General features: G+C 73.0%; 20 protein-coding genes. 14 read left to right on the top strand and 6 right to left on the bottom strand.

The features are described 5' to 3' along the window. The first annotated feature begins 34 nt into the window (after positions 1-34). Complete coding sequence (locus IR158_RS17155) at positions 35-484, top strand: DUF3017 domain-containing protein (protein ID WP_291815073.1); 450 nt, start codon at positions 35-37, stop codon at positions 482-484. A 66-nt stretch (positions 485-550) separates the two neighbouring features. Here IR158_RS17155 and IR158_RS17150 read toward each other — a convergent pair whose 3' ends face one another. Then, positions 551-1,606, bottom strand: coding sequence for an aquaporin (locus IR158_RS17150; RefSeq protein WP_291815071.1), 1,056 nt, complete (start codon positions 1,604-1,606; stop codon positions 551-553). Positions 1,607-1,847: 241 nt separating this feature from the next. Between IR158_RS17150 and IR158_RS17145 the strand changes: the two genes are divergently transcribed. From IR158_RS17145 to IR158_RS17130, 4 genes are all read left to right on the top strand, one after another. After that, positions 1,848-3,065 carry an NADP-dependent isocitrate dehydrogenase gene (locus IR158_RS17145; protein ID WP_291815069.1) on the top strand — a complete coding sequence of 406 codons (1,218 nt, stop codon included), beginning with the start codon at positions 1,848-1,850 and terminating at the stop codon, positions 3,063-3,065. Between the two features lie 143 nt (positions 3,066-3,208). Continuing rightward, a complete protein-coding gene (locus IR158_RS17140; RefSeq protein WP_291815066.1) occupies positions 3,209-3,769 on the top strand; it encodes a hypothetical protein in 561 nt (186 codons plus the stop codon). Positions 3,770-3,824: 55 nt separating this feature from the next. Then, on the top strand, positions 3,825-4,670 hold the full coding sequence (locus IR158_RS17135; protein ID WP_291815063.1) for a hypothetical protein: 846 nt from the start codon (positions 3,825-3,827) through the stop codon (positions 4,668-4,670). 291 nt (positions 4,671-4,961) lie between these two features. After that, positions 4,962-5,954 (top strand): malate dehydrogenase, encoded by a 993-nt coding sequence (locus IR158_RS17130; protein ID WP_291815060.1) that lies wholly within the window; start codon positions 4,962-4,964, stop codon positions 5,952-5,954. A gap of 78 nt (positions 5,955-6,032) precedes the next feature. Here the strand turns inward: IR158_RS17130 and IR158_RS17125 are convergent, their stop codons facing one another. Beyond that, on the bottom strand, positions 6,033-7,340 hold the full coding sequence (locus IR158_RS17125) for an alkaline phosphatase (RefSeq protein WP_291815059.1): 1,308 nt from the start codon (positions 7,338-7,340) through the stop codon (positions 6,033-6,035). Positions 7,341-7,583: 243 nt separating this feature from the next. Here IR158_RS17125 and pulA point away from each other — a divergent pair, with 243 nt between their 5' ends. The 6 genes from pulA (at position 7,584) to IR158_RS17095 (ending at position 19,538) form a co-directional block, all read left to right on the top strand. Beyond that, on the top strand, positions 7,584-13,154 hold the full coding sequence (pulA, locus tag IR158_RS17120; protein ID WP_291815058.1) for a pullulanase-type alpha-1,6-glucosidase: 5,571 nt from the start codon (positions 7,584-7,586) through the stop codon (positions 13,152-13,154). A gap of 267 nt (positions 13,155-13,421) precedes the next feature. Beyond that, a complete protein-coding gene (locus tag IR158_RS17115; RefSeq protein WP_291815057.1) occupies positions 13,422-14,549 on the top strand; it encodes a sugar-binding protein in 1,128 nt (375 codons plus the stop codon). An 82-nt stretch (positions 14,550-14,631) separates the two neighbouring features. Beyond that, positions 14,632-16,179 carry a multiple monosaccharide ABC transporter ATP-binding protein gene (gene mmsA / locus IR158_RS17110; RefSeq protein ID WP_291815055.1) on the top strand — a complete coding sequence of 516 codons (1,548 nt, stop codon included), beginning with the start codon at positions 14,632-14,634 and terminating at the stop codon, positions 16,177-16,179. Further along, positions 16,176-17,414 (top strand): multiple monosaccharide ABC transporter permease, encoded by a 1,239-nt coding sequence (gene mmsB, locus IR158_RS17105; protein ID WP_291815054.1) that lies wholly within the window; start codon positions 16,176-16,178, stop codon positions 17,412-17,414. Before mmsA ends, mmsB begins: the two co-directional genes overlap by 4 nt. 47 nt (positions 17,415-17,461) lie before the next feature. Beyond that, positions 17,462-18,691, top strand: coding sequence for an ROK family transcriptional regulator (locus IR158_RS17100; RefSeq protein ID WP_291815052.1), 1,230 nt, complete (start codon positions 17,462-17,464; stop codon positions 18,689-18,691). Positions 18,692-18,755: 64 nt separating this feature from the next. Beyond that, a complete protein-coding gene (locus tag IR158_RS17095) occupies positions 18,756-19,538 on the top strand; it encodes an ATP-binding cassette domain-containing protein (protein WP_291815050.1) in 783 nt (260 codons plus the stop codon). Positions 19,539-19,616: 78 nt separating this feature from the next. Here the strand turns inward: IR158_RS17095 and IR158_RS17090 are convergent, their stop codons facing one another. From IR158_RS17090 to purU, 3 genes are all read right to left on the bottom strand, one after another. Next, positions 19,617-20,078: an aromatic ring-opening dioxygenase LigA gene (locus tag IR158_RS17090; RefSeq protein WP_291815049.1), complete on the bottom strand. Its 462-nt coding sequence runs from the start codon at positions 20,076-20,078 to the stop codon at positions 19,617-19,619. A 162-nt stretch (positions 20,079-20,240) separates the two neighbouring features. Next, positions 20,241-21,653: a PHB depolymerase family esterase gene (locus tag IR158_RS17085; RefSeq protein ID WP_291815047.1), complete on the bottom strand. Its 1,413-nt coding sequence runs from the start codon at positions 21,651-21,653 to the stop codon at positions 20,241-20,243. A 176-nt stretch (positions 21,654-21,829) separates the two neighbouring features. Then, positions 21,830-22,696, bottom strand: coding sequence for a formyltetrahydrofolate deformylase (gene purU, locus IR158_RS17080; protein ID WP_291815044.1), 867 nt, complete (start codon positions 22,694-22,696; stop codon positions 21,830-21,832). A 48-nt stretch (positions 22,697-22,744) separates the two neighbouring features. On the opposite strand from purU, the gene IR158_RS17075 reads away from it, so the two are divergent. From IR158_RS17075 to IR158_RS17065, 3 genes are all read left to right on the top strand, one after another. Next, positions 22,745-23,236, top strand: coding sequence for a GNAT family N-acetyltransferase (locus tag IR158_RS17075; protein WP_291815042.1), 492 nt, complete (start codon positions 22,745-22,747; stop codon positions 23,234-23,236). Positions 23,237-23,409: 173 nt separating this feature from the next. Then, on the top strand, positions 23,410-23,952 hold the full coding sequence (locus IR158_RS17070) for a SigE family RNA polymerase sigma factor (protein ID WP_291815243.1): 543 nt from the start codon (positions 23,410-23,412) through the stop codon (positions 23,950-23,952). Continuing rightward, positions 23,949-24,962 carry a hypothetical protein gene (locus tag IR158_RS17065; protein WP_291815040.1) on the top strand — a complete coding sequence of 338 codons (1,014 nt, stop codon included), beginning with the start codon at positions 23,949-23,951 and terminating at the stop codon, positions 24,960-24,962. The genes IR158_RS17070 and IR158_RS17065 overlap by 4 nt, the downstream gene beginning before the upstream one ends. On the opposite strand, the gene IR158_RS17060 is transcribed toward IR158_RS17065, so the two are convergent. Then, positions 24,878-25,786, bottom strand: a 909-nt coding sequence (locus IR158_RS17060; protein WP_291815038.1) for a DMT family transporter, incomplete at its 5' end; no start/stop codon positions are given. The two genes, IR158_RS17065 and IR158_RS17060, sit on opposite strands and share 85 nt — an antisense overlap.

Genomic DNA, 25,786 nt, shown 5'->3' with positions numbered 1-25,786 from the left:
TGGCGCCCCGGAGCCGGACGGAGGGAACGCACGGATGTCGACGCCTGCGCGCACGCCGTCCACCGGACTGCCCGGTCATGCCCGGCACCCGCGGCCGAGCGCACCGGTCGTCCCGCCCGAGCGTGCGGCGTCCGAGCACGGGGAGGCGCCGACGCCCGTCCGGGCGCCGGACGCCCCGGTGGAGCACAGCCGGCTGGACCCGCGCAGCATCGCGCGCGCGTCGCTCGCGGCGGGCAGCAACCGTTCCCTGTGGTGGACGACGTCCGGGATCGTGGCGTCCGTCGTGGTCGCCTACCTCGCGGACGCCGTCGCCGGCACGTACGTGCTCGCGCTGGTGATGCTCGTCGCCGCGGTCGCACGTGCGGTCGCGCGTCAGCCGGGCCCCGTCGCGGTGTCCGTGCGGTCCAAGCCGCTCGACGTCGCCATGCTGCTCGCGGGTGCCGGTGCGCTCGTGGTCCTGGCGTCCGTGCTGCCCTCGGGCTGACGCGCCGCTCCTTCGCATGCACGAGGCCCCGGGAGCGATGCTCCCGGGGCCTCGTGACGTGCGGTGTCAGCGGTCGACGACGACCACGTCCTCCTCGGCCACGTACAGGTCGTCCTCGGCGAACAGCGAGTCCTCGACGGGCTCGGCCGCGAAGGCGCGGTAGATGAGCGCGGCGATCGCGGCACCGAGCAGGGGAGCGGCCCAGAAGAGCCACACCTGCTGCAGCGCCCACGAGTCGGAGAAGACCGCCGCGGCCAGCGAGCGCGCCGGGTTGATCGAGCCGTTGGTCACGGGCGTCGCCAGCAGGAGCACGATCGTGAGCGTCAGGCCCACGGCGAACGGCACGTGCTGCTTGTTCGCGCGGCGGTCCGTCGCGCCGAGGATGACGCCGACGAACACGGCCGTGCCGATGACCTCGACCAGGAGAGCCGCGACCAGGCTGAACTCCGCCTGCCCGTTCGACAGCGTCGCGAGGGGCGAGTGCGGGCCGAAGCCGTTGGCGGTGCCGCTGAAGAAGGAGCGGACGTCGGTGGCGCCGCCCTGGCTGACGAGAGCCGGGAGCGAGGCGGGCACGGTGAGGAAGAGGACGGCGGCGGCGAGGACGCCACCGACGACCTGTGCGACCCAGTAGGGGAGCAGGTCACGGAACGGGGTGCGCCCCGCGAGGCACGCGCCGAGCGTCACGGCGGGGTTGAAGTGCCCCCCGGAGACGTGGCCCACGGCCACGATGCCGGCCAGCACGGCGACTCCGAACCCGAGCGCGACGCCGAGCCCACCGCCCACGTTGCTGAACGCCGCGTACAGGGCGATGCCGACGCCGACGAGCACGAGGAAGAACGTGCCGAACGCCTCGGCGCCCAGACGAGCGGCGAGGCCGGGCGCGGCGGCGACGACGGTGCCCGCGGGCACGACGTAGGAGTCGTCCTCGTCGTCGTTGCCGCCGTCGACGGGCGCGGGCTGCGTCGACGCAGCAGGCGCGGGCGCGGGCGTGTCGTCCTCCTCGACGACGACGACCTCCTCGACCACGACCTCCTCGACGGGCTCGACCGGCGCGGAGGTGTCCGGGGTGCTGTCCTCGGGCACCGGGGTGCCGTCGGGGGTCTCTGGCTTCTGCTGGGACATGTCGGTCCTGTCGTGTCAGGTGGGTGAGCCACCGGTCGGTGCCGTGTCGTCGGGCCGCACCTCGATGTGGGCGTGGCGACGGCAACGGGGCGAACTACGCAAGGCACAGCATGCCAGCCCGCCCTGTGCGTGCGCAGGGGGAGCGCGCGGGGGCGCCGGACGTCACGGGCAGGGCCGCCCAGGTCTCTCGACGTCGAGTAACCTGGGCGCCACACCCACGGCACAGGAGGCAGGCCCCCGCATGGCGAAGATCAAGGTCGTCGGCCCGGTCGTCGAGCTCGACGGCGACGAGATGACGCGTATCATCTGGCAGTTCATCAAGGACCGCCTGATCCACCCGTACCTCGACGTCGACCTGCGCTACTACGACCTGTCGATCGAGAACCGTGACGCGACCGACGACCAGGTGACGATCGACGCGGCGCACGCCATCAAGGAGCACGGCGTCGGCGTCAAGTGCGCGACGATCACGCCCGACGAGGCGCGCGTCGAGGAGTTCGGCCTGAAGAAGATGTGGGTCTCGCCCAACGGGACGATCCGCAACATCCTCGGCGGCGTCGTCTTCCGCGAGCCCATCATCATCTCGAACATCCCGCGGCTGGTCCCGGGCTGGAACAAGCCGATCATCATCGGCCGTCACGCCCACGGCGACCAGTACAAGGCGACGAACTTCAAGGTGGCGGGCGCCGGCACCCTGACCCTGACGTTCACGCCCGCCGACGGCTCGGAGCCGATCCAGCAGCAGGTCGTGACGTACCCGGAGACGGGTGGCGTCGCGATGGGCATGTACAACTTCAACGAGTCGATCCGCGACTTCGCGCGTGCCTCGTTCGCGTACGGCCTGCGGCGCGGCTACCCCGTGTACCTTTCGACGAAGAACACGATCCTCAAGGCGTACGACGGCGCGTTCAAGGACATCTTCGCCGAGGTGTTCGAGGCCGAGTTCAAGGCGGACTTCGACGCCGCCGGCCTGACGTACGAGCACCGCCTCATCGACGACATGGTGGCCGCCGCGATGAAGTGGGAGGGCGGCTACGTCTGGGCGTGCAAGAACTACGACGGCGACGTCCAGTCGGACACCGTCGCCCAGGGCTTCGGCTCGCTCGGTCTCATGACGTCGGTCCTCATGACGCCCGACGGCAAGACGGTCGAGGCGGAGGCCGCCCACGGCACGGTCACGCGGCACTACCGCCAGCACCAGGCGGGCAAGCCCACGTCGACCAACCCGATCGCGTCGATCTTCGCGTGGACCGGTGGCCTGAAGCACCGCGGCAAGCTGGACGGCACGCCCGAGGTCACGCAGTTCGCCGAGACGCTCGAGGACGTCGTCGTCAAGACCGTCGAGAGCGGCAAGATGACGAAGGACCTCGCGCTGCTCGTCGGGCCTGAGCAGGCGTGGCTGACGACCGAGGAGTTCCTCGCGGCCCTCGACGAGAACCTCGCCGCGCGCCTGGGCTGAGCCCGCGCACGCACGCCACGACGGCGCCCTCCCGCTCCGGGAGGGCGCCGTCGCGCGTTCCCGGCCGCGGGCGTCGGTGGCGCCCGCTAGGCTCGCGCCCGAGATGTGACGTATGCCCGGGTTCGCGCGAGGGGATGGTGCCGGTGGGGTACACGTTCGAGCTGCGCGTCGGGTCGGTCGACGCCGTCGCCACCGAGCTGCGGGCACCGACTCTCGTCGGGGCCGAGGTCGCCGCCACCTGCGGGTTCGACCTCGACGAGGAGGTCGTGGACCGCTGGGGCGAGCTCGCGCAGGACGTGGCGCGCAGGACGACGAGCGGTTCGACCTGGCTGGGCGAGGACGAGGACGCGACGATGTACGTGCTCGCGGTGGTCACCACGATGACGCACTGGTACGGGTCGCTGGCGCACTCCTCGTCGGGGGGTGAGGCGTTCCGGGAGTTCCTCGAGGGGCCCGCGGACGACGCCCTCGGCGGCGGTCTCGTCCACGACCTGTCGGGCCGCGAGCTGGCGGGTCTCCTGCTGGACGTCCTGCCCTCGGTCGGGTGGGCGGGCAACGCCGAGCTGCGGGCGGCGGTGGCCCGTGGGCTGCCGGACGACTGCGGCCACCTGGGGCCGGAGGACGAGGACGACCTGGTGCAGCTGATCGCCTGTGTCGAGCGCGCTGCCGCCGGCGGGCTCGACCTGTTCGCGGTCCACGACTGAGCGCCGTGACGACCACCGCGCTCCCGTACGGAGCCGTACCCGAGGAGCCGAGCACGTGACCCGCCCCCACCCCCACCGCCCGGACGTCGAGGACGCCGCGCGCTGGTACGACGACGCCGTGGAGATGGTGGGCCTCGACCGCGACCGGGCCGCTCGTGACGAGCGGCTCGACCCCGGACGGGTCGGCACCGCGCTCGACGACGTGTGGGAGGCGCTGGCGTGGGGCTGGGTGACGCAGCGTCCACCGGCGGAGCTGGAGGCGTTGGTGGTGCACGCCGTCGAGGTGCTGCGCGCCGGTCTCGACACGTCGCCCGGGCGTCCGATCGGTGCGCTCGACGTCGAGCGGCTCGTGACGACGGCGTTGCTGGCAGGCGACGTCGAGGCGGCGGGGCGCGCCGCGGCGCGCGACGTGCCGCCGCCGGTCGAGCCCGTGGAGTGGCGTGCCGCGGCACTGACGGCCATGGTCCGGCGCGACGACGCCGCGGCGGGCGCTGCGGTCGAGCGGCTGCGGGCGGTCGTGGCGGACCCGACGACGGCCCCGCTCGTGGCGAACTGGCTGGTGCACCTGGACGAGGTGGCGGACGCCGTCCTGCGGCGGGACCAGGCCGCGTTCGACGACGCCCTCGCGGCCCGGGCTCGCGTCGTCGCGCGCGTGCACCGCACGGCGAGGATGCGGCGCCGGTGGACCGGTCTGCTCGACCGGTACGCGATCGCGCTGGCGCGGGTCGCAGAGCAGCGCGGCCTCGTCGTGCCGCCGGACGTCCCGGTCGTCCCGGCGGAGCTGCTGGCCGTCGTCGGGGCTGCGGCGGCCCGGGTGACCGCACCACCGAGCCGCGCGCGGGGTCGGCGGTGGCCGTGGTGGGGACATCGGACGAGAGCAGCAGGAGGCCGGGCGGTATGACGCGGCGCGCCCGAGGACGACCTCCTGGGCGGTCCGGTCCCTGCGCGACCCGTGACGTCGCCCGGGCGGCGCGCCACCGCTGACGTCCCCGCCGACCGGGCTGCCCCGCCCGCGCCGGAGCCGACGGCCACGGGCCCGAGGGTGCAGCGAGCGCGCGGCTGCGGGCGGGCTCGACCTGCTCGGCGTGTACGCCTGAGGCCCTCCGTTCCCGCGGTCACCTCGGGTAGGTTCGACGCAGGCGCCGACGTCGAGACGTCGCGCCGCCCACCGGTCGACCGAAGGAGCCCGTCCGTGTCCGTCTCCACGCCCGCTGTCGTCACCGTCACCGGCGCCGCCGGTCAGATCGGGTACGCCCTCGCCTTCCGCATCGCGTCCGGCCAGCTCCTGGGCCCCGACACCCCGGTGCGCCTGCGGATGCTCGAGATCCCGCCGGCCGTCAAGGCGGCCGAGGGCGTCGCGATGGAGCTCGACGACTGCGCGTCCCCGCTGCTGGACGGCATCGACATCACGGACGACGCCAAGGCGGCGTTCGACGGTGTGAACCTCGCACTGCTGGTGGGTGCCCGGCCGCGGACCAAGGGCATGGAGCGCGGTGACCTGCTGAGCGCCAACGGCGGCATCTTCGGCCCGCAGGGCGCGGCGATCAACGCCGGCGCCGCGGACGACGTGCGGGTCCTGGTGGTCGGCAACCCGGCCAACACCAACGCGTACATCGCGTCCGCGCACGCGCCCGACGTGCCGGCCGACCGGTTCACCGCGATGACGCGGCTCGACCACAACCGGGCCCTCGCGCAGCTGCGGCAGCGCACCGGTGCCGCGATCGACGACATCGCGCGCGTCGCGATCTGGGGCAACCACTCCGCGACCCAGTACCCGGACCTGACGCACGCGACCATCGGCGGGCGCCCTGCGCTCGAGGTCGTCGGCGACGACGCGTGGGTGCGCGACACCTTCATCCCGACGGTCGCGAAGCGCGGTGCCGCGATCATCGAGGCGCGCGGCGCGTCGTCGGCGGCGTCCGCCGCGAACGCGGCGATCGACCACGTCCACACCTGGGTGCACGGCACGCCGGAGGGCGGCTGGACGTCGGCGGGCGTGGTGTCCGACGGGTCGTACGGCGTGCCGGAGGGACTGATCTCGTCGTTCCCGGTGACCGCGGCCGACGGCGCCTACTCGATCGTGCCCGATCTGGACGTCGACGCGTTCTCGCGCGAGCGGATCGACGCGTCCGTGGCCGAGCTCGTCGAGGAGCGCGAGGCGGTGCGCGCGCTCGGGCTCGTCTGACCTCGGCTCGTCTGACCTCGGCTCGTCCGACCTCGGCTCGTCCGACGCCCGGGTTCGTCCGGGCCGGGGTCCTCGCGGTCAGCGACGCCCGCGCATCACGTCCCGGAGCACGTCGAAGACGTCCGTGCTGTGCTGCGTGCGCGCGAGCCGGTCGGCGCCCGGCCCCTGCGCGGTCAGCGGCGTGGCCCCACCGGTGTGGCTGCCGGTCGTCCAGTCGACGGTGAACTGCAGGTCGCTGCCCGCGACGGGGAAGGGGCCGTCCTCGAGGCTCTGCGTGACGGCCGGGTCGGTGCTCGCGGTGTCGCCGGACTCGTCCTCGGCGTCGACGTTCTCGACCGCCAGGCCGCCGGTCTCGTGGTCGCCGACGACGACGACGAGCGTGCCGGGGTGCCGGTCGGCGAAGTCGCGCACGAGGGCGACCGTCTCGTCCAGGGCCTGCCCGGCCTGGATCGCGCGCGCGGCGTTGTTGGCGTGCGCCATCTCGTCGACGCCTTCCTCCTCGACGAGCAGGAAGAACCCCTGCCGGTCGCGTGAGAGCACGTCCAGCGCCTTGGCGGTCATCGTGGCCAGCGGGACGGTCGGCGCGTACTCGTCGCCCTGGCCCTCGGGCGCCTGCTCGAACATCTCCTCGTTGGCGAAGAGCCCGAGGACGCGGTCGGACCGCGTCGCGGCCAGCTCCTCGGCCGTCGTCACGTAGTCGTAGCCGACGGCCTGCGCGCGGGCGACGAGGTCGCCGGCCGTGCTGCGTGAGACCTCGGGTCGGGGGTCGTCGGGGTCGTCCGGGTGGGCGCCCTCGTCACCCTCCGGGTACCACCAGTCCTCACCGCCGCCCAGGATCACGTCGGGCCGTGTCACGTCGACGTACTGGCGGGCGATCTCGCTCTGGTCCGCGCGGTCGGGCACGTGCGCGCCGAACGCCGCGGGCGTGGCGTCGGTGACCTGGGCCGTCGTCACCAGGCCGGTCGCCTTCCGCAGCCGCTGGGCGTGCTCGAGCAGGGTGGGCACGGGTGTCCCGTCGACGTCCACGGAGACGGCCCCGTTGTAGGTCCGCACCCCCGTGGCGAACGCCGTCGCGCTCGCCGCCGAGTCGGTCACGGCCTCCTCGGGGTCGGCCGAGTCGGTGCGCGTCCACCCGGCGTGACGCAGCCCGTCCATCGCGAGCCGTCCGTCCTGGCCGACGGTGGCGAGCCGGATGGCGTCGCGGGCGGCGATGCCGAGCCCGTCCCCGACGACCAGGACGACGTTCCGGGCGGTCGGCTGGCCGCCGCGTCCCCGCTCCGTGGACTGCCCGCCGCCCTGGACGTCGACGGCCGTGCTCGCGGCCAGCCCGAGCGTCAGGGCGACGGCGCCGCCCGTGCTGATCCATGTCCGTCGGCCCGTGCGCATGGTGCTGCCTCCCCCTGGTGCGGGACGTCGCCGTCTCCGTCCACGGGCCGGTGAGGGCCCGTCGGATCCACGATGCCCCGCTCGTCGGCGGTCGGCAACGGGGCGACGGCGGCTCGGGGGCAACGGCCCTGGTCCGGTCCGCCGGGAATGACCGGAACCCTTGCTGCAAGTTGTTGCAAGTTGTTACGGTCGGTCGACAGCCCGAGCAACGGCACGACGAGGTGCCGCGACGAAGGAGTCCCGATGGTCGGCGCGCCCCTGCCACGTCCCGCACGTCCTGTCCTGCCGCGGGTCACGAGGAGGTTGAGGCGGGCCGTCGCCGCGCTCGCGGCCGCGTCCGTCGCCGTCGCCGGCGCCGCCGTCGCGGTCGGGGCACCGGCGGCCGCGGACGCGGGTTCGGTCACCCTGGTCGGCAGCCTGCAGGACGAGCTCGGGTGCTCGGGCGACTGGGACCCCGCCTGCGGTGCGACCGCGCTCACGCGGACCGACGTCCCCGGCCGGTTCTCGGCGACGTTCCGGGTGCCGGGCGGTGCCCACGAGTGGAAGGTCGCGCTCGACGGCACGTGGGACGCGTCGTACGGCGCGGACGGCGGCGGCACCGACACACCGCTGGTCCTCGCCGGCCCCGCCGACCTGACGTTCACCTACGACGACTCGACGCACCGCACGTCCGTCGTCGTCGACCTGGCCGGCGGCTACACCGACACGGACGCCGCCCTGGTCGCCGACCCCGCGCGCGACCCCGGCGCGGGGGAGCAGCTGTACTTCGTCCTCACGGACCGGTTCGCCAACGGTGACCCGTCGAACGACAGCGGCGGCCTGCCAGGCGACCGGCTCGCGACCGGACTCGACCCGACGGACAAGGGGTTCTACCACGGCGGCGACCTCGCGGGCCTGCGCCAACGGCTCGACTACATCGAGGGCCTGGGCACCACCGCGATCTGGCTGACCCCGTCGTTCCTCAACCGACCCGTGCAGGGCGCCGGGCCCGACGCGTCCGCCGGGTACCACGGCTACTGGATCACCGACTTCACGCGCATCGACCCGCACCTGGGTACGAACGCGGAGCTCGAGGCGCTCATCGACGACGCGCACGCCCGTGGCATCAAGGTCTACTTCGACATCATCACCAACCACACGGCCGACGTCATCGACTACGCCGAGGGGAGCTACGCGTACGTCGAGCAGTCCGCCGAGCCCTACCGTGACGCGGCGGGCGAGCCGTTCGACCCGGCGGACGTCGCCGGCAGCGACGACTTCCCGGAGCTCGACGCCGCGGCGTCCTTCCCCTACACGCCCGTCGTCGACCCCGCGGACGCCGAGCTCAAGGTGCCGGCCTGGCTCAACGACCCGACGCTGTACCACAACCGCGGGAACTCCACGTGGACGGGGGAGTCGGTCACGCACGGCGACTTCGACGGCCTCGACGACCTCATGACCGAGCACCCCGACGTCGTCGACGGCTTCGTCGACGTCTACGAGGCGTGGGTCGACCTGGGCGTCGACGGGTTCCGCATCGACACGGTCAAGCACGTGAACCGGGAGTTCTGGGACGAGTTCACCACCGCGATCTCGGATCACGCCGCCGCGGCGGGCGACCCTGACTTCTTCATGTTCGGCGAGGTGTACGACGCCGACGCCCGGCTCACCGCGCCGTACGTGCGCGAGACCGACATGGACGCGGTCCTCGACTTCTCGTTCCAGGCTGCGGCCGCCGGCTACGCGAAGGGCGTCTCCGCGGCGGGCCTCCAGGCGCTCTTCGCGAGCGACGACCTCTACACGACCCCGAGCAGCAGCGCCCACGCGCTGCCCACGTTCCTCGGCAACCACGACATGGGCCGCATCGGCCACGCCGTGAAGGACGCGTCCGACCCGCAGGCGCGCTCCGGCCTGGCCCACGCGCTGATGTACCTGACGCGCGGCCAGCCGGTCGTCTACTACGGCGACGAGCAGGGCTTCGTCGGTGACGGGCCGCTGGGCGGCCGGGACAAGGACGCCCGGCAGTCGCTGTTCGCCACGCAGGTCGACGAGTACGCCGGTCAGGCGCTGCTCGACGGGACGCCCGCCGGGTCGGTGGACCGGTACGGGACCGACGCGCCCCTCTACGCGCACGTCGCGGCGCTCGCCGCGCTGCGGGCCGAGCACCCCGCGCTGACCGGTGGCGCCCAGGTCGAGCGGTACGCGGACGGGGCGGTGTACGCCTTCTCGCGCGTCGGCGACGACGACGTCGAGCACCTGGTGGCGCTGAACAACGCCGCGACGCCGGCGACCGTCACCCTCGACACGCTCACGCCGGGCGCGGTCTTCGCGCCGCTGCTGACGACGTCCGGCACACAGGTCGTCGACGGGGCCGACGTCACCGCCGACGCCGCGGGTGGGGTCACACTGAGCGTGCCCGCGTACGGGGCGGCGGTGCTGCGGGCCGGTGCGCCGGTGGCGACCGGCGACGACACGGTCGCGCTGACGGTCCCGGGCGCCGGGGCCGCGCTGACGGGTCTGGCCCCGGTCGCGGCGGACGTCGCCGACGACGTGCTGGCCACCACGTCCTTCGCGTACCGGGTCGTCGGCGACGACGCGTGGACGCCGCTGGGCACCGCCGAGACGACGAGCCCGCGCGTCTTCCACGACGTGGGCGACCTGGCGCCCGGCACGCTCGTGGAGTACCGCGCGGTGCGCGAGGACGTGGCCGGGCACCGCAGCGCCGCGTCGACCTACGGCAGCGTCGGCGTCGCGGTGGACGGCGCCGCGCCGCCCGAGCCGGCCGACGTCGTCACGGCGCCCGGCTCGTACCAGGACGAGGTCGGGTGCCCGAAGGACTGGGACCCCGAGTGCCTCGCCACCCGCCTCGTGGACGACGACGGGGACGGCGTCGCCACCCTGACGCTGGAGACCGTGCCCGCCGGGTCCTACGAGGTCAAGGTCGCGCACGGCCTGTCGTGGGACGAGAACTACGGCGCCGACGGTGTGCCCGGCGGCGCGAACATCCCGTTCGTCGCACCGGGCGACGAGCCCGTGACGTTCCTCTACGACCTCGTGACGCACGTGCTGACGGTCCGGGCCGGGGAGCCCCCGCTGCCCGGCACCGGGCAGCTCGCCGCGCACTGGGTGGACGCCCGCACGATCGCGTGGCCCACGTCGCTCGGCGCGAGCGGGACCGACCCGGCCGCCCTCCGGTTCTCGCTGCACGGGTCGCCCGACGCGGAGCTCGAGGTGGCCGACGGCCGGGTCGCCGGAGGGGAGACGGTCGGGCTGACGCTCGTGCCCGGCGGGCTCACGCCCGCGCAGCGCACGCGCTTCCCGGCGCTCGACGGGTACCTCGCGCTGCGCGTCGACGCCGACCGCCGGGAGGTGGCGCGCCTCCTCACGGGACAGCTGCTGGTGCGTCAGGCGGACGCCGACGACGTCGGCCAGGCCGTCACCGGCGTGCAGGTGCCGGGGGTGCTGGACGACCTGTACGGCCGCAAGGCGGCCCGGCGGACGCTCGGCGCGGCGTGGACGAAGGGTGCACCGTCGCTCGCGCTGTGGGCCCCCACGGCGCAGGACGTCGACCTGCTGGTGTGGCCTGCGGACCGCCGCGGTGCCGTCGACACCTCCGCCGACCCCGTGCGCACGGCCGCGACGCGGCAGGCGGACGGCTCGTGGACCGTGGTCGGGCCGCGCGCCTGGGCCGGCGCGGCGTACCTGTGGGAGGTGACGGTCTACGCGCCGACGACGGGGGAGATCGAGGTCAACCGGGTCACCGACCCGTACGCGGTCGCGCTGACCCTGAACAGCACGCACGGCGTGCTCGTCGACCTCGACGACCCGCGCTACCGCCCGCGGCAGTGGGAGCGCGCGCGTCAACCGGTCGTGCGGCCGGTCGACCAGACGATCTACGAGCTGCACGTGCGGGACTTCTCGATCGCGGACGCGACCGTCCCCGCCGCGCTGCGCGGCACGTACGGCGCGTTCGCGGTGCGCACAAGCGACGGTCGGGAGCACCTGCGCGACCTCGCCGACGCCGGCCTGACGACCGTGCACCTGCTGCCGACGTTCGACATCGCGTCGATCGAGGAGGACCGCGCGGCGCAGGCGACGCCGGCGTGCGACCTCGCGTCCCTGCCCCCGGACTCGCCGGAGCAGCAGGCGTGCGTGAGCGCGGTCGCGGGCTCCGACGGCTTCAACTGGGGCTACGACCCGTGGCACTGGACGGCGCCCGAGGGCTCGTACGCCGTGGACGCCCACGGCGGCGCGCGGATCGCGGAGTTCCGCAGCATGGTGGGCGCGCTGCACGCCGACGGCCTGCAGGTGGTGCTCGACCAGGTGTTCAACCACACGGCGGCGAGCGGGCAGGACGAGAAGAGCGTGCTCGACCGCGTCGTGCCCGGGTACTACCACCGCCTGAACGCCACCGGTCAGGTCGAGACGTCGACGTGCTGCCAGAACGTCGCGACCGAGCACGCGATGGCCGAGAAGATGATGGTCGACTCCGTGGTCACGTGGGCCCGGGACCACAAGGTCGACGGCTTCCGGTTCGACCTCATGGGGCACCACTCGCGGCAGACGATGGAGCGGGTCCGTGCCGCGCTCGACCGGCTGACGCCGCGCCGCGACGGCGTCGACGGGTCGAAGGTCTACCTGTACGGCGAGGGGTGGAACTTCGGGGAGGTGGCCGACAACAGGCTGTTCGAGCAGGCCACGCAGGGGCAGCTCGGCGGGACGGGGATCGGCACGTTCTCCGACCGGCTGCGTGACGCCGTGCGCGGTGGCGGCCCGTTCGACGAGGACCCGCGTCTGCAGGGCTTCGGCTCCGGGGCCTTCACCGACCCCAACGGAGCCGAGGTCAACGGCACGCCGGACGAGCAGCTCGCGCGCGTGCAGCACCAGGCCGACCTGGTCCGGCTGGGCATGGCGGGCAACCTTCGCGACTACGAGCTGTCGACGAGCGACGGCACCGTGCGGCGCGGCGACCAGGTCGACTACAACGGGCAGCCCGCGGGCTATGCCGACTCACCCGAGGAGGTCGTCACCTACGTCGACGCGCACGACAACGAGACCCTGTTCGACAACCTCTACCTCAAGCTGCCGCAGGACACGGCCATGGCGGACCGGGTCCGGATGAACACGGTGTCGCTCGCGACGGCCACGCTCGCGCAGACGCCGTCGTTCTGGCACGCCGGTGCCGACCTGCTGCGCAGCAAGTCCCTGGACCGCAACTCCTACGACTCGGGGGACTGGTTCAACGTGCCGGACTGGTCGGGACGGACGAACGGGTTCGGCCGCGGCCTGCCGCCGGCGGCCGACAACGAGGCCAAGTGGCCGTTCCAGCAGCCGTTGCTGGCCGACCCGGCGCTGGTCCCCACGCCCGACGACATCGCGGCGGCGGGCACGGCCGCGACCGAGCTGCTCGAGCTGCGGTCGTCGACGCGGCTGTTCCGCCTCGGGGACGCGGACCTGATCCAGCAGAAGGTGACGTTCCCGGGCGCGGGCGCCGACGCGACGCCCGGCGTCGTCGTGATGCACGTCGAGGACCGGGCCGGGTGGGACTGGTCGCGGTGGACGTGGCGTACCGACGTCGACCGTCGGCTCGACGGGCTGCTCGTCGTCGTGAACGCCTCGGACGAGCCGACGACGCAGCGGGTCGACGCACTGGCCGGGCGGGCCTACGCGCTGTCGCCGGTCCAGGCGGCGGGCGCCGACGCGGTGGTGCGTGGCACGGCGTACGACCGGGCGACCGGCACCGTGGTGGTGCCCGCCCGGACGGTCGCCGTGCTGGTCGAGGCGGCGCCGCACGGGCACGGGAACCGTCATGGCGCAGGCCCCGGAGGGAGGTGAACGGTGCCTTCATGCCTCGAAGGCATCGGGTGGCTGACACTCGCCGTCACTCCGGTCGTCGCGAAAGGTCACTCCGACGAGTGGTGCGGATCGCCCCGGCGTCTCCCGTAGGACACAGATAGGTCACAGCCCTTGTCGTCCGTTGCGTTCAGGTCTTGAATGCAACCGAAGCCGTACCCGGCTCACCGGCACTGCCGCCGGACCCGGGTCGGCGGGACGACGGACGTCCCGACCGGTCGAGCGGCGAACGCAAGGGAGCGGACAACGATGTCACTGGCGTGGAAGAAGAGTGCGATCGCGATGATCGCCGCAGGCATGCTCGTCGGGTCCATGGCGGCCTGCAGCACCGAGCGCGACTCCGGCACGGACGCCGGCGCCGGCGACGGCGACGACGAGACGTTCGTCGGGATCGCGATGCCCACCAAGAGCCTGGAGCGGTGGAACCGGGACGGCAGCCACCTGGACGGTCTGCTCAAGGACGCGGGCTACGAGACGAGCCTGCAGTACGCGGACAACAAGGTCGACCAGCAGATCACCCAGCTCGAGAACATGATCAACCAGGGTGCCGACATCCTCGTCATCGCGCCCATCGACGACACGGCACTCGCGCCGACCCTCCAGCAGGCGGCCGACGCGGACATCACCGTCATCGCCTACGACCGGCTCCTGCTCGGCACGCCGAACGTCGACTACTACGCGACGTTCGACAACTACGGCGTGGGCAAGATGCAGGGCGAGTTCATCGTCGAGGCGCTCGACCTCGAGAACGCCGCGGGTCCGTTCAACCTCGAGCCGTTCGCCGGGTCGCCCGACGACAACAACGCGAAGTTCTTCTTCGCCGGCGCGTGGGACGTCCTGTCCGAGCACCTGGACAGCGGCAAGCTCGTCGTGCCGTCCGGCAAGGCCCCGAGCAGCAACGACGACTGGCAGTCCATCGGCGTCCAGGGCTGGAGCTCGGAGACGGCCCAGTCCGAGATGGAGAACCGGCTCAACTCGTTCTACGCCAGCGGCACCCAGGTCGACGTCGTGCTGTCGCCCAACGACTCGCTCGCGCTCGGCATCGCCCAGGCGCTCGCGGGCAACGGCTACGCGCCCGGCGACGAGTACCCCGTCCTCACCGGTCAGGACGCCGACAAGGCGAACGTCCTCAACATGATCGCGGGCAAGCAGTCGATGTCGGTCTGGAAGGACACACGCGCACTGGGTGACCAGGTCGCGAAGATGATCGACCAGATCGTCGCGGGCGAGACCGTCGAGGTCAACGACGAGGAGACCTACGACAACGGCGAGAAGACCGTCCCGACGTACCTGCTGCAGCCGCAGGTCATCACGCCGGACAACGTCGACGTGCTCGTCGAGTCGGAGTTCTACAAGGCCGGCGACCTCGGCCTGTGAGGACCCGCCGGCCGCGCGACCCCACGGTCGCGCGGCCGGCCGCCCCACTCCCCGGCCGGCCCGGACGATCCAGCGAGGACACATGGACACCGAGCACATCCTCGAGATGCGCGGCATCACCAAGACCTTCCCCGGCGTCAAGGCGCTCGCCGACGTCACGCTCGCCGTGCGCCGCGGCGAGATCCACGCGATCTGCGGGGAGAACGGCGCCGGCAAGTCGACGCTGATGAAGGTCCTGTCAGGGATCTACCCCCACGGCACCTACGAGGGCGACATCGTCCTGGACGGTCAGGTGCAGGAGTTCCGCGGGATCCGCGACTCCGAGCGCCAGGGGATCGTCATCATCCACCAGGAGCTCGCGCTCTCGCCGTACCTGTCGATCGCCGAGAACATCTTCCTCGGCAACGAGCGCGCCGAGCGCGGCGTCGTCGACTGGAACCGCACCAACGCCGAGGCCGCGCGGCTCCTCGAGCGCGTCGGCCTGGCCGAGCGCCCCGACACGCGCGTGAGCGACATCGGCGTGGGCAAGCAGCAGCTCGTCGAGATCGCCAAGGCGCTGTCGAAGGAGGTGCGGCTGCTCATCCTCGACGAGCCGACCGCCGCCCTGAACGACGAGGACAGCGCTCACCTGCTCTCCCTCATCGAGGGTCTGCGCGCCGAGGGCATCACCTCGATCATCATCAGCCACAAGCTGAACGAGATCGAGGCGATCGCGGACACCACGACGATCATCCGCGACGGTCGGACGATCGAGTCGCTCGACATGCGCGGCGGCGAGCCCGTGACCGAGGAGCGCATCATCCGCGGCATGGTCGGGCGCCCGCTCGACCACCGGTTCCCCGAGCGCACACCCGTCATCGGCGAGGAGGTGCTGCGCATCGAGGACTGGACGGTGCACCACCCCGTCGACCAGTCGCGCAAGGTCGTCGACGGGGCGAGCCTGACGGTCCGGCGAGGGGAGATCGTCGGACTCGCGGGCCTCATGGGCGCCGGTCGTACCGAGCTCGCCATGAGCGTCTTCGGCCGCTCGTACGGCACCCGGATCTCCGGACGCATCTTCCGGGAGGGTGTCGAGATCACGGCGGGCTCGGTCCACGAGGCGATCAAGCACGGCATCGCGTACGCCACCGAGGACCGCAAGCGGTTCGGCCTCAACCTCATCGACACCGTGGAGCACAACATCTCCGCCGCGGCCCTCGGCTCGCTCTCGCGCGGCGGCGTCGTGGACCGCGAGGAGGAGTCGAAGGTCGCCGAGCGGTACCGCAAGGAGCTGAACATCCGGACGCCGACGGTCACGGCGCTCGTCGGCAAGCTGTCGGGCGGCAACCAGCAGAAGGTCGTCCTCGCCAAGTGGCTCTACGCGGACCCCGACGTGCTCATCCTCGACGAGCCGACACGCGGGATCGACGTCGGCGCCAAGTACGAGATCTACACGATCATCAACAAGCTCGCCGATGCCGGGAAGGGTGTGGTCGTCATCTCCTCCGAGCTGCCCGAGCTCCTCGGCGTCTGCGACCGCATCTACGCGCTCAGCCAGGGCCGCGTCACCGGCGAGGTGGCCCGGGCCGACGCGACCCAGGAGCACCTCATGCACTTCATGACGATGGACAAGGACGGGATCGCCCGATGAGCACCACCACCGACGTCAACGTCCCCTCGCCGACGCCTCCCGACGCGCCGCGCGTGTCGATCGGCCAGCGGCTGCAGGGTCTGGGCGGCAACGCGCGCCAGTACGGCATCTTCGGCGCCCTCGTCGTGATCGTCCTGCTGTTCCAGGTGCTGACCGACGGCAAGCTGCTGCTCGCCAACAACGTCGCGGCGCTGTTCCAGCAGAACGCGTACGTCATGATCCTGGCGATCGGCATGGTCATGGTGATCGTGGCCGGGCACATCGACCTGTCCGTCGGCTCGGTCGTCGCGTTCGTCGGCGGCATCGTCGCCCTGACCATGCGCGACCCGATCGGGCTGCCGTGGATCACGGCCGTCCTCGTCGGGCTCGCGGTCGGTGCCCTGGTCGGGGCGTGGCAGGGCTTCTGGGTGGCGTACGTGGGCATACCCGCGTTCATCGTGACGCTCGCGGGCATGCTCGTGTTCCGCGGTCTGGCGCTCGCGGTGGTCGGCGAGACGCTCGCGGGCCTGCCGCCGGCCTTCATCAGCATCTCCAAGGGCTCGCTGCCCAACGTCCTCGGGTTCGTCGGCAACATGGACGTCGTCACGCTGCTCATCGGCGGGCTCGCCGTCGCGGCCATCGTCGTCACGCAGCTGCGGGCCCGGCGGGCGCTGCGCAAGCACGCCCTGCACGTCGAGGCGCGCGGGCTGTTCGTCACCAAGATCGCGATGATCGCGCTCGCCATCGGCGTCTTCACGGTGATCCTGTCGCTCTCCGCGGGCGGCACGCCGATCGTCCTGGTCATCGTCGGCGTCCTGGTCATCGTGTACTCGTTCCTCATGGGCCGCACCGTCTTCGGCCGGCACATCTACGCGATCGGCGGCAACCGGTCCGCCGCGGCGCTGTCCGGGGTGAACACCCGCAAGGTCGACTTCTGGATCTTCGTCAACATGGGTCTGCTCGCCGGTGTCGCGGCCGTCGTCACGACCGCCCGGGCGGGTGCCGCGATCGCGGCGGCGGGCACGACCTACGAGCTCGACGCCATCGCCGCCTGCTTCATCGGTGGCGCCGCCGTCACCGGTGGCATCGGGCGGATCTCCGGTGCGATCGTCGGCGCGCTCATCATGGGCGTGCTCAACATGGGCCTGTCGATCCTGTCCGTCGACCCGTCGTGGCAGATGGCGATCAAGGGCATGGTCCTGCTGCTCGCCGTCGCGTTCGACCTGGTGAACAAGCGGCGCGCGGGCACGCAGTAGGGCCGAGGTACCGGGGTGCGGGGCACGAGCGCCGGTAGGTTGCCCCCGTGAGCAGGCGAGCGGCGGCGGCAGGCTCGCAGTCGTCCCTGCGGGAGGCCAACAAGGCGCTGGTGGTGGGAACGATCCAGCGGTACGGCGGCCTGACGCAGGTCGAGCTCGCCGCAGCCACCGGGCTGTCCCAGGCGACGGTGTCGACCATCGTCCGCGAGCTGCTCGCGGTCGGTCTGGTCGACACCGCCGTCACCACCCGCAGCGGGCGCCGTGCCCAGCTCGTCACGCTGGCCCGGCGGGTGGGGCTGGCGGTGGGCGTGCAGATCGGGCACCGGCACCTGCGCATCGCGCTGGGTGACTTCGCGCACGAGGTGGTCGCGGAGCAGGTGCTGCCGCTGCCGTACGAGCACCCGTCGGACACCACGCTGGACCGCACGGCGCTCCTGGTCGTCGACCTCCTGGAGCGCGTCGGCTCGGGCCTCGAGGACGTCGTCGGCATCGGGGTCGGCGTGCCCGCGCCGGTCGACGCGGACACCGGCATGGTCTCGGTGCCCGGCGTCATGCGCGGCTGGGAGGGCGAGCACCTGGGGCAGGTGCTGGCGAAGCGGCTCGGGCGGCCCGTGCACGTCGACAACGACGCGAACCTCGGGGCGCTCGCGGAGTCGACGCTCGGGGCGGCGCGGGGGTACCGCGACGCCGTGTACGTGCGCGCGTCGTACGGCACGGGCGCGGGCATCGTCATCAGCGGGCAGGTGCACCGGGGGTTCGCCGGGACGGCCGGCGAGATCGGGCACGTCCAGGTCGACCCGGCGGGGCACATCTGCCGGTGCGGGTCGCGCGGCTGCCTCGACACCGTCGTGGGGTCCAGCGCGCTCGTCGAGTCGCTGCGTGCGACGCACGGGTCGCTCGCGCTGCGCGACGTGATCGCGCGGACGCGTGACGGGGACCCGGGGTTCGCCCGCGTGGTGGCCGACGCGGGTGCGGTGATCGGCGCGGTCGTGGCTGGGCTCGGCACTGCGGTCAACCCGCAGTGCGTGGTCGTCGGCGGCGAGCTGTCGGAGACCGGCGAGGTGCTGCTGGGACCGCTGCGCGAGGCGGTGCGTCGCCGGGTGCTCGGCAACCGGATCGCACCGCTGGAGGTGGTCCCGGCGGCGCTGGGTCAGCGTGCCGAGGTGATGGGTGCCCTGGTGCTCGCGCTCGCGTCGGCCGACGTGGCGGTGCGGGCGGACGACGTCGCGGGGCTCGTCGGCGGCGACGAGGAGGACGGGCAGGGCGACGAGGGTTGACCGGGGGAGGGCTGGGGGCTTCACTGCACGTGGACGTGCGCGACGGGAGCAGGTGGATCGAGGCATGACTGACGCGACACGGGTGCCGTTGCTGTCGATGCGAGGCATCAGCAAGCGGTTCGGTGCGGTGGAGGCGCTCGTGGGCGTCGACCTTGAGGTGCACCGGCACGAGGTCGTCGCGCTGGTGGGCGACAACGGTGCCGGCAAGTCGACGCTCGCGCAGATGGTCGCGGGCGTCCTGAGCCCGGACGCGGGGCTCGTCGAGATCGACGGCGTCCCGGTGAGCATCCCGTCACCGGCGGCCGCGCGCGTCCTGGGCGTCGCGACGGTCTTCCAGGACCTGGCGCTTTGCGACAACCTCGACGTGACGTCGAACCTGTTCCTGGGCCGGGAGCTGCGCGACGCGCGCGGCGTGCGCGACGACGAGCGCATGGAGGAGGAGGCTCGTCAGATCCTGCGGGACCTGACGAGCCGGATCCCGTCGGTCCGGGTGCCGCTGTCGAAGCTGTCGAAGGGGCAGCGGCAGTCGGTCGCGATCGCGCGCACGCTCATCGGCGACCCGCGCATCGTGGTCCTCGACGAGCCGACGGCGTCGTTGTCGGTGGCGCAGACGGCGGAGATCCTGGTGCACATCGAGGGCCTGCGCGACCTGGGGCTCGGTGTGATCCTCATCAGCCACAACATGACCGACGTGCGGGCGGTCGCGGACCGCATCGAGGTGCTGCGGCACGGTCGCAACAACGGGTCGTTCGACGCGCGGACGACCGGTTACGAGATGATCCTCGGGGCCATCACGGGAGCGGTCCGTACCGACACCGCGCTGCCGCAGGCCCGCGCCTTCTCCTGAACGCGACGCGCTCCCAGGCTCCCCGCGAGGGGGTGGGGGCCTGGGAGCGCGTCCATGTCGCAGATGCGACGGGCGCCGTCAGGCCGCGGCGTTGCGCAGACCCAGCCCGCCGAGCACGAACCCGGTCCCGATGCCCACGAGCGCGAGCGCCACGCCGAACGCGATGACCGACGTGATGAGCGAGGCGCGCAGGAACGTCCCCGTGGCGACGGCGGGACGCTGCGGGTCCTCACGGTCCATCTCCGCGTACGTGAGGCCACCGGTCATCTCGGTGAGGTCCGCGCGGATGACCTCGGTCTGCGCCCAGGCGGCCCACGGCGTCACGACGGGCTGGCCGGCGAAGGCGGCGGCGTCCTCGGAGACGGTGATCTCCTCCTGCGCCAGGCCCTGGGCGATGCCCGCCCACGTGCCGACACCGGCGAGGGCCATGAGGATGCCGAGCGCGGCGAGGAGCGTGCCGAGCAGGTGGACCCGGCGCGCGCGGGGCGCCGGGGACGTGGTGCTGACGGGTGCGGAGCTGGGTGCGACATCGGCGGACATGGGTTCCCCTTCGGTCGGACGTCACCCGATGCCCTCGTCGGCCCCGGGTGGCCCCACGGTCGTGGGTGAATTCTCAAGGAGATACCCGGCGAAACGATTTTCGTGACCTGAGTCACATGTGCCACGTCGGTGTGACCCGTCGTCACGGCGAGGACCGAGCGGTCAGCGGTTGGTGCAGGTGGCGCCGTTCAGCGTGAACGACGACGGTGCCGCGTTGGTGCCGGAGTGCGACCCGTTGAAACCGATCTGCACCGACCCGCCGGCCGGGATCGTGCCGTTCCACGGTGCGTTCCTCACGGTCACCCGGCTGCCGGACTGCACCGCCTCGCTGCTCCAGGCCTGGGTGACCTGCTGGCCGGAGGGGAAGGCCCAGCTCAGGGTCCACCCCGAGATCGCGCTGGACGACGTGTTGGTGATCGTGACGTTGGCCGTGAACCCGGTGTTCCACTGGTTCACCGAGTACGCGACCGAGCACGTCCCCGCCGAGGTGGTGGGCGTCGTGGTCGGGGTCGGGCTGAGCGTGGGTGTCGGCGTGGGCGTCGCCGTGGGCGTCACGGTCACCGTGGGCGTGGGCGTCGCGGTCGGCGTGGGCGTGGGCGTGGTGCTCGTCTGGTCGAGGCCGAAGAACGCGATCGCGGCGGCGGCGTCGACCGGCAGGTTGTGCGAGACGCCCTGCAGGAGGTTGGCCTCCAGCGGCGCCTGCGTGCCGGTGCCGCCGTAGCGGGCGCGCGTGCGGTTGCCGATGGTCTCGGTCGAGGCGGGCGTCGAGCTGATCCCCATCACGTTCGTCCACTGCTTGACGGCCTCGGTGTGGTTCTGCGAGCTGAGGGTCTCGTCGTTGCTGCCGTGCCACAGCTGGACGCGCGGGCGCGTGCCGCTGTAACCGGGGTACGTGGCGCGGGCGAGGTCGCCCCACTGCTGGGCGGACAGGATGCGCCGGCCCTGGGCGCAGTCGCTGTTCCAGCCGGCCTGCGCCGTCGTGCCCGGCTTCGCGCCGCCGGTCGAGAAGCACGTGGCGGGGACGCCGGCGAACGCGGCACCGGCCGCGAAGACGTCGGGGTACTCGGCCAGCACCAGCTGCGTCGTCATGGCACCGGAGGACGTGCCCGTGATGAAGACGCGCGACGTGTCGGTCGTGTAGCGCTGCTGCACGTGCCGGACCATCTGGACGATGCTCTGCGGGTCCGAGCCGCCGTCGCGGGTCATCGCGGCCGTCGAGGAGACGTCGAAGCAGCTGCCCGGCCGGTTCGTGCTGGGGTAGACGACGATGTAGCCGTGCTGGGAGGCGAGCTCGTCGAACTGCTGGCCGCTGTACATCGCCTGCGCGCTGCCGGTGCAGTAGTGCACGACGACCAGGACACCGGGGTTGGCGGGCAACCGGTCGGGGACGAACTGGTACATCCGCAGGCCGCCGGGGTTGCTGCCGAAGCCGGTCACCTCGACGAGCGAGGCCGCCTGCGCCGGGGGTGCGCTCGCGAGCTGTGCCGCCCCCGTCAGCGCCAGTGCGACCACGGTGCCCAGCAGGCCGACGCGCACGGCGGCGCGACCGCGTCCACGGGTGCGGAAGAGTCTCATCGTCGTGTCCTCCTCGCCTGGCCGGACGCGGCGACGCGCCGGCACTCCTCGACACGGCGGGGAACGTTTGCCGAGCCGTCAGGCCGAGCATGTCGCGCGGCGCGCGCGACCGCACCGGGCGAAACGCTTCGCGCCGGCCGGCCCACCCCTGCGACGGGACCTCCGCCGCGGTGCGATCAGCGGAAGACGATCGTCCGGGTGCCGTCCAGCAGCACGCGGTGCTCGGCGTGCCAGCGCACGGCGCGTGCCAGCGCCCGGCGCTCGACGTCCTGCCCGAGGGCGACGAGGTCCTCGACCGCGTGCGTGTGGTCCACGCGCTCGACGTCCTGCTCGATGATCGGGCCCTCGTCGAGGTCCCCGGTCACGTAGTGCGCCGTGGCCCCGATCAGCTTCACGCCGCGCTGGTGCGCCTGGGCGTAGGGGCGTGCGCCCTTGAACGACGGCAGGAACGAGTGGTGGATGTTGATGACCCGGCCCTGCAGGCGCCGGCACAGGTCGTCCGAGAGGATCTGCATGTAGCGCGCGAGCACGACGAGCTCGACGTCGAGCTCCTCGACCAGCTCGAGCAGGCGCGCCTCGGCCGCCGCCTTCGTCGCCGCCGTCACCGGGACGTGGTGGAACGGGATGTCGTAGAAGTCGGCCATGGGGCGCAGCACGTCGTGGTTGGACACGACGGCGACGAGGTCCACGGGCAGGTTCTCCGAGCGCTGCCGGAACGCCAGGTCGTTGAGGCAGTGCGCCGTCGTCGACACCATGACCAGGGTGCGCACGGGACGCCCGGCGACGTCCAGTCGCCACGTCATGCCGAACCGGTCCGCGAGCCGGGTCAGGCCCGCACGCAGCACGTCGCCCCCGGCGTCCGTCGTCACCTGCACGCGCATGAAGAACAACCCGGACAACGGGTCGCCGAACTGCTGCGACTCGGTGATGTTGCCCCCGTGCTCGGCCAGCAGGCCGGCGACGGCCGCGACGATGCCGGGCTGGTCGGGGCAGGACAGGGTCAGGACGAGGTGCGTCGGGTCGACGGGCGAAGTGGGGGACACGATGTCCGAGAGTAGTGCGCGGGTGCCGCGGACTGACACCATGGCGCCATGACCGCCCTCGACATCCGCCCGGTCACCGTCGACGACGCGGGAGAGCTGCTCACGCTGCGCCGCGCCGCCTTCGTCACCGAGGCGCAGCAGTACGGCGACCCGAACATCCCGCCGCTGACGCAGACGCTCAAGGAGCTCAAGGCGGACCTGGAGGCCGACGGCGTCATCACGCTCGGCGCCTGGTGGGGCCACCGCCTGGTCGGCTCCATCCGCGTGCTCGTCGAAGGCGGCAAGGCCACGCTCGGCCGGTTCGCCGTCGCCCCCGACCTGCAGGGCAAGGGCATCGGCACCGAGCTGCTGTCCGCGATCCTCCCGACCCTGCCCGACGGCATCGAGGAGGTCTGGGTGTTCACGGGCCGCGACTCGCTGCAGAACATCGCGCTCTACAACAAGGCGGGGTACGAGCACCAGCACGACCAGACCGCCGGCGACCTCACGTATGCCTACCTGCGCAAGCTCCTCGGCGACGGCGAGGTCGTCCAGGCCTGAGGCCACGGACACCGACCCCCGCACGATCCGGACGCCCCGCGACGCAACCTTCGCGGGGCGTCCGGCGTGTAGGGGATGTGACAACGACGACGTCGCCCGGGGCGACACAGGAGGACGCCGTGCCGGTCAGCGAGGGCCCGGGCGCTGCCGAGGCCGTGGACGTGGCGACGGTGATGCCGCCGGGCCGCGGCCGGGACGAGGAGTTCGCGGCCTTCATGGCGGCGGCCGTCCCGTCGCTCGGCCGGACGGCGTGGCTGCTCTGCGGCGACACGCACCAGGCCGACGAGCTGGTCCAGCAGGCGCTCGTCCGCACCTACCTGGCGTGGGACCGGGCGCGGGAGGGCGAGCCGCTCGCGTACGCGCGGCGCGTGCTGGCCAACCAGCGCGTCTCGACCTGGCGGCGCCGGCGACGCGAGGTGCTGCTCGCGCCACCCCAGCTGCCGGACCGCGGCGTCGACGACGGCCAGGACGTGCACGCGGACCGCGACCAGCTGGTCCGCGCGCTCGCGCTGCTCACGGTGCGGCAACGCCGGGTCGTCGTGCTCCGGCACCTCGAGGGCCTGAGCGAGAAGGAGGTCGCGGCCGACCTCGGTGTGTCGCTGGGGACCGTGAAGTCGACCGCCTCCCGCGCGCTGCGTCAGCTGCGCGATGCGATGAACGACCACGACGACGACGCGGCGCCGGCAGCCGGCGCGCAGGCCGGAGGCCTCCGATGAGCACGACGGACGAGCAGTACGCCGAGATGCTCCGGCGCCGGGTGGAAGCCGTCGTGCCGCGCATCGACGTGGAGGTGGACCGCGTCGTCCCCCGTGCCCGTCGGCGGCGCAGGGCGGCAGCAGGGGGCCTGGGTGCCGCAGCGCTCGCTCTGGTGCTGACCGCGGGGTGGGGTGCGGGCACGGTCCTGGGTGTCGGGCCCTCGCGGGAGGTCCCACCGGCCGGCACCGCTGCCGTGCGTTCCTCGGTGCCGCCACCGTCGACCACGGACGCTCCGCCGGAGCCGACGGCGCCGCCGACCGTTCCCGCCGCGGCCGTCGTCGCCGAGGACGGGACCGTGACCGGCGTGCCGGGTGACCCGTGGGACGGTGACGAGCCGTACTGGTACGTGCTCACGGAGTCGAGCTTCCCCGCGAACCTCGACGGGGTGGTGACGTCCGGGCAGGAGCGCACGGAGCGCTGGAACAGCCGGGAACGCCCGGGACTCCTGGTGTGGGACGGTGACCTGGGCGGTGCGTCGGCGATCGGACCACGTGTGGTCCTCGGCAGCTGGGTGGTCGCCGGGGTGCGGCACGACATGCTCGCCGACCCGCGGGTGCTGCCGACGCAGGCCGACGAGCTCGCCCGGGTGGTCCGCGCGAGCCTCCAGGCCGACCGCGGTCAGGGCACGGACGACGACAAGGTGTTCGAGGTGGCACGCACCGCGCTGAGCGAGGGCGGGCTGTGGGGGCCGGAGCACCGTGCGGCGTTCTGGGGCGTCGTCGCGTCGCTCCCCGGTGTCGAGGTGGCGCAGGGGCGCGACGGCGCCGGGCGTGCAGGCGAGCTGCTCCGGTACACCGACTCGGGCGGGGTGGTGCACCAGCTCGTCCGGGCCCCGGCCACCGGCCTGCTGCTCGAGGAGAGCAGCGGTGACGGCTCCTGGACGCGCTACCTCGAGCAGCGGACTGCTGCGGAGGCCCCGCTCGAGCCGACGATCGCGCTCGCCGGCTGCGCGACATGGGCCACCTGCTGACCGTCGAGCACGTCGTCGTCGCGCGTGAGACCGAGGTTCCGGGGCATGGAGCGCCCAGGGATCTCGGTCTCGCGAGCCAGGCGGGGGCGGTGCAGGAGGGCGCGGGCGGCGGGCTGGCCCACCAGGACGCCCGCGAGGACCATGAGCACGCCAAGGGACTGCAGGAGCGTGAGGTGCTCGCCGCCGAGTGCCAGGCCGACCGCGACGCCCGTGACGGGGTTGAGCAGGCCGACGAGCCCGACGGCGCTCGCGGGCAGGTGGCGCAGCGCGGTGAACCACGTGACGTAGGCGAGGGCCGTCGCGACGAGCGAGAGGAACGCCAGGCCGAGCCACGCCCGCCCGTCGAGCGCCGGGGGCGCGCCCTCCGACACCAGTGCGACGGGGACGAGCAGCAGACCGCCCGCGACGAGCTGCCACGACGTCGTCGTCAGCACGTCGACGTCGTCCTTCCAGCGCGTGGCCAGGACGAACCCGAGCGACGACATCAGCATGGCCGTGGCCCCCGCGAGGACGCCCAGCGGGTCGACCGTGACGGTGCCGGTCAGCAGCATGGCGACCACGCCGGCGAACCCGAGGCCGGCGCCGGCGAGGGACGCCGCGCGTGGGCGCTGCCCGAGCAGCGGCCAGGCGACGAGTGCGAGCGCGAACGGCGACACCGCCATGACGGTCGACGCCACCGACGTGGGGAGGCGCTGCGCGGCGATGTACACGAGCACGAAGAACGCGCTCATGTTGAGCGCGCCCAGCACGAGGGACCGCCACCACCAGGTCCCGTGCGGTGCGCGGCGCGCGACGGCGAGCAGCACGAGGCCGGCCGGCAGCGC

Source organism: Cellulomonas sp. (assembly GCF_015234515.1).
Lineage (GTDB): Bacteria > Actinomycetota > Actinomycetes > Actinomycetales > Cellulomonadaceae > Cellulomonas.
Note: the sequence above shows the minus strand (reverse complement) of the source record. Positions and strands in the feature narration are given on the sequence as shown.

Coding starts and splice junctions, on each gene's coding strand:
- IR158_RS17090 (WP_291815049.1), bottom strand. CDS start 20,078: ATGTCCGCCGATGTCGCACCCAGCTCCGCACCCGTCAGCACCACGTCC.
- IR158_RS17070 (WP_291815243.1), top strand. CDS start 23,410: ATGCCGCCGGGCCGCGGCCGGGACGAGGAGTTCGCGGCCTTCATGGCG.
- IR158_RS17075 (WP_291815042.1), top strand. CDS start 22,745: ATGACCGCCCTCGACATCCGCCCGGTCACCGTCGACGACGCGGGAGAG.
- pulA (WP_291815058.1), top strand. CDS start 7,584: ATGGTCGGCGCGCCCCTGCCACGTCCCGCACGTCCTGTCCTGCCGCGG.
- IR158_RS17145 (WP_291815069.1), top strand. CDS start 1,848: ATGGCGAAGATCAAGGTCGTCGGCCCGGTCGTCGAGCTCGACGGCGAC.
- IR158_RS17065 (WP_291815040.1), top strand. CDS start 23,949: ATGAGCACGACGGACGAGCAGTACGCCGAGATGCTCCGGCGCCGGGTG.
- IR158_RS17155 (WP_291815073.1), top strand. CDS start 35: ATGTCGACGCCTGCGCGCACGCCGTCCACCGGACTGCCCGGTCATGCC.
- mmsB (WP_291815054.1), top strand. CDS start 16,176: ATGAGCACCACCACCGACGTCAACGTCCCCTCGCCGACGCCTCCCGAC.
- mmsA (WP_291815055.1), top strand. CDS start 14,632: ATGGACACCGAGCACATCCTCGAGATGCGCGGCATCACCAAGACCTTC.
- IR158_RS17125 (WP_291815059.1), bottom strand. CDS start 7,340: ATGCGCACGGGCCGACGGACATGGATCAGCACGGGCGGCGCCGTCGCC.
- IR158_RS17115 (WP_291815057.1), top strand. CDS start 13,422: ATGTCACTGGCGTGGAAGAAGAGTGCGATCGCGATGATCGCCGCAGGC.
- IR158_RS17085 (WP_291815047.1), bottom strand. CDS start 21,653: ATGAGACTCTTCCGCACCCGTGGACGCGGTCGCGCCGCCGTGCGCGTC.
- IR158_RS17150 (WP_291815071.1), bottom strand. CDS start 1,606: ATGTCCCAGCAGAAGCCAGAGACCCCCGACGGCACCCCGGTGCCCGAG.
- IR158_RS17095 (WP_291815050.1), top strand. CDS start 18,756: ATGACTGACGCGACACGGGTGCCGTTGCTGTCGATGCGAGGCATCAGC.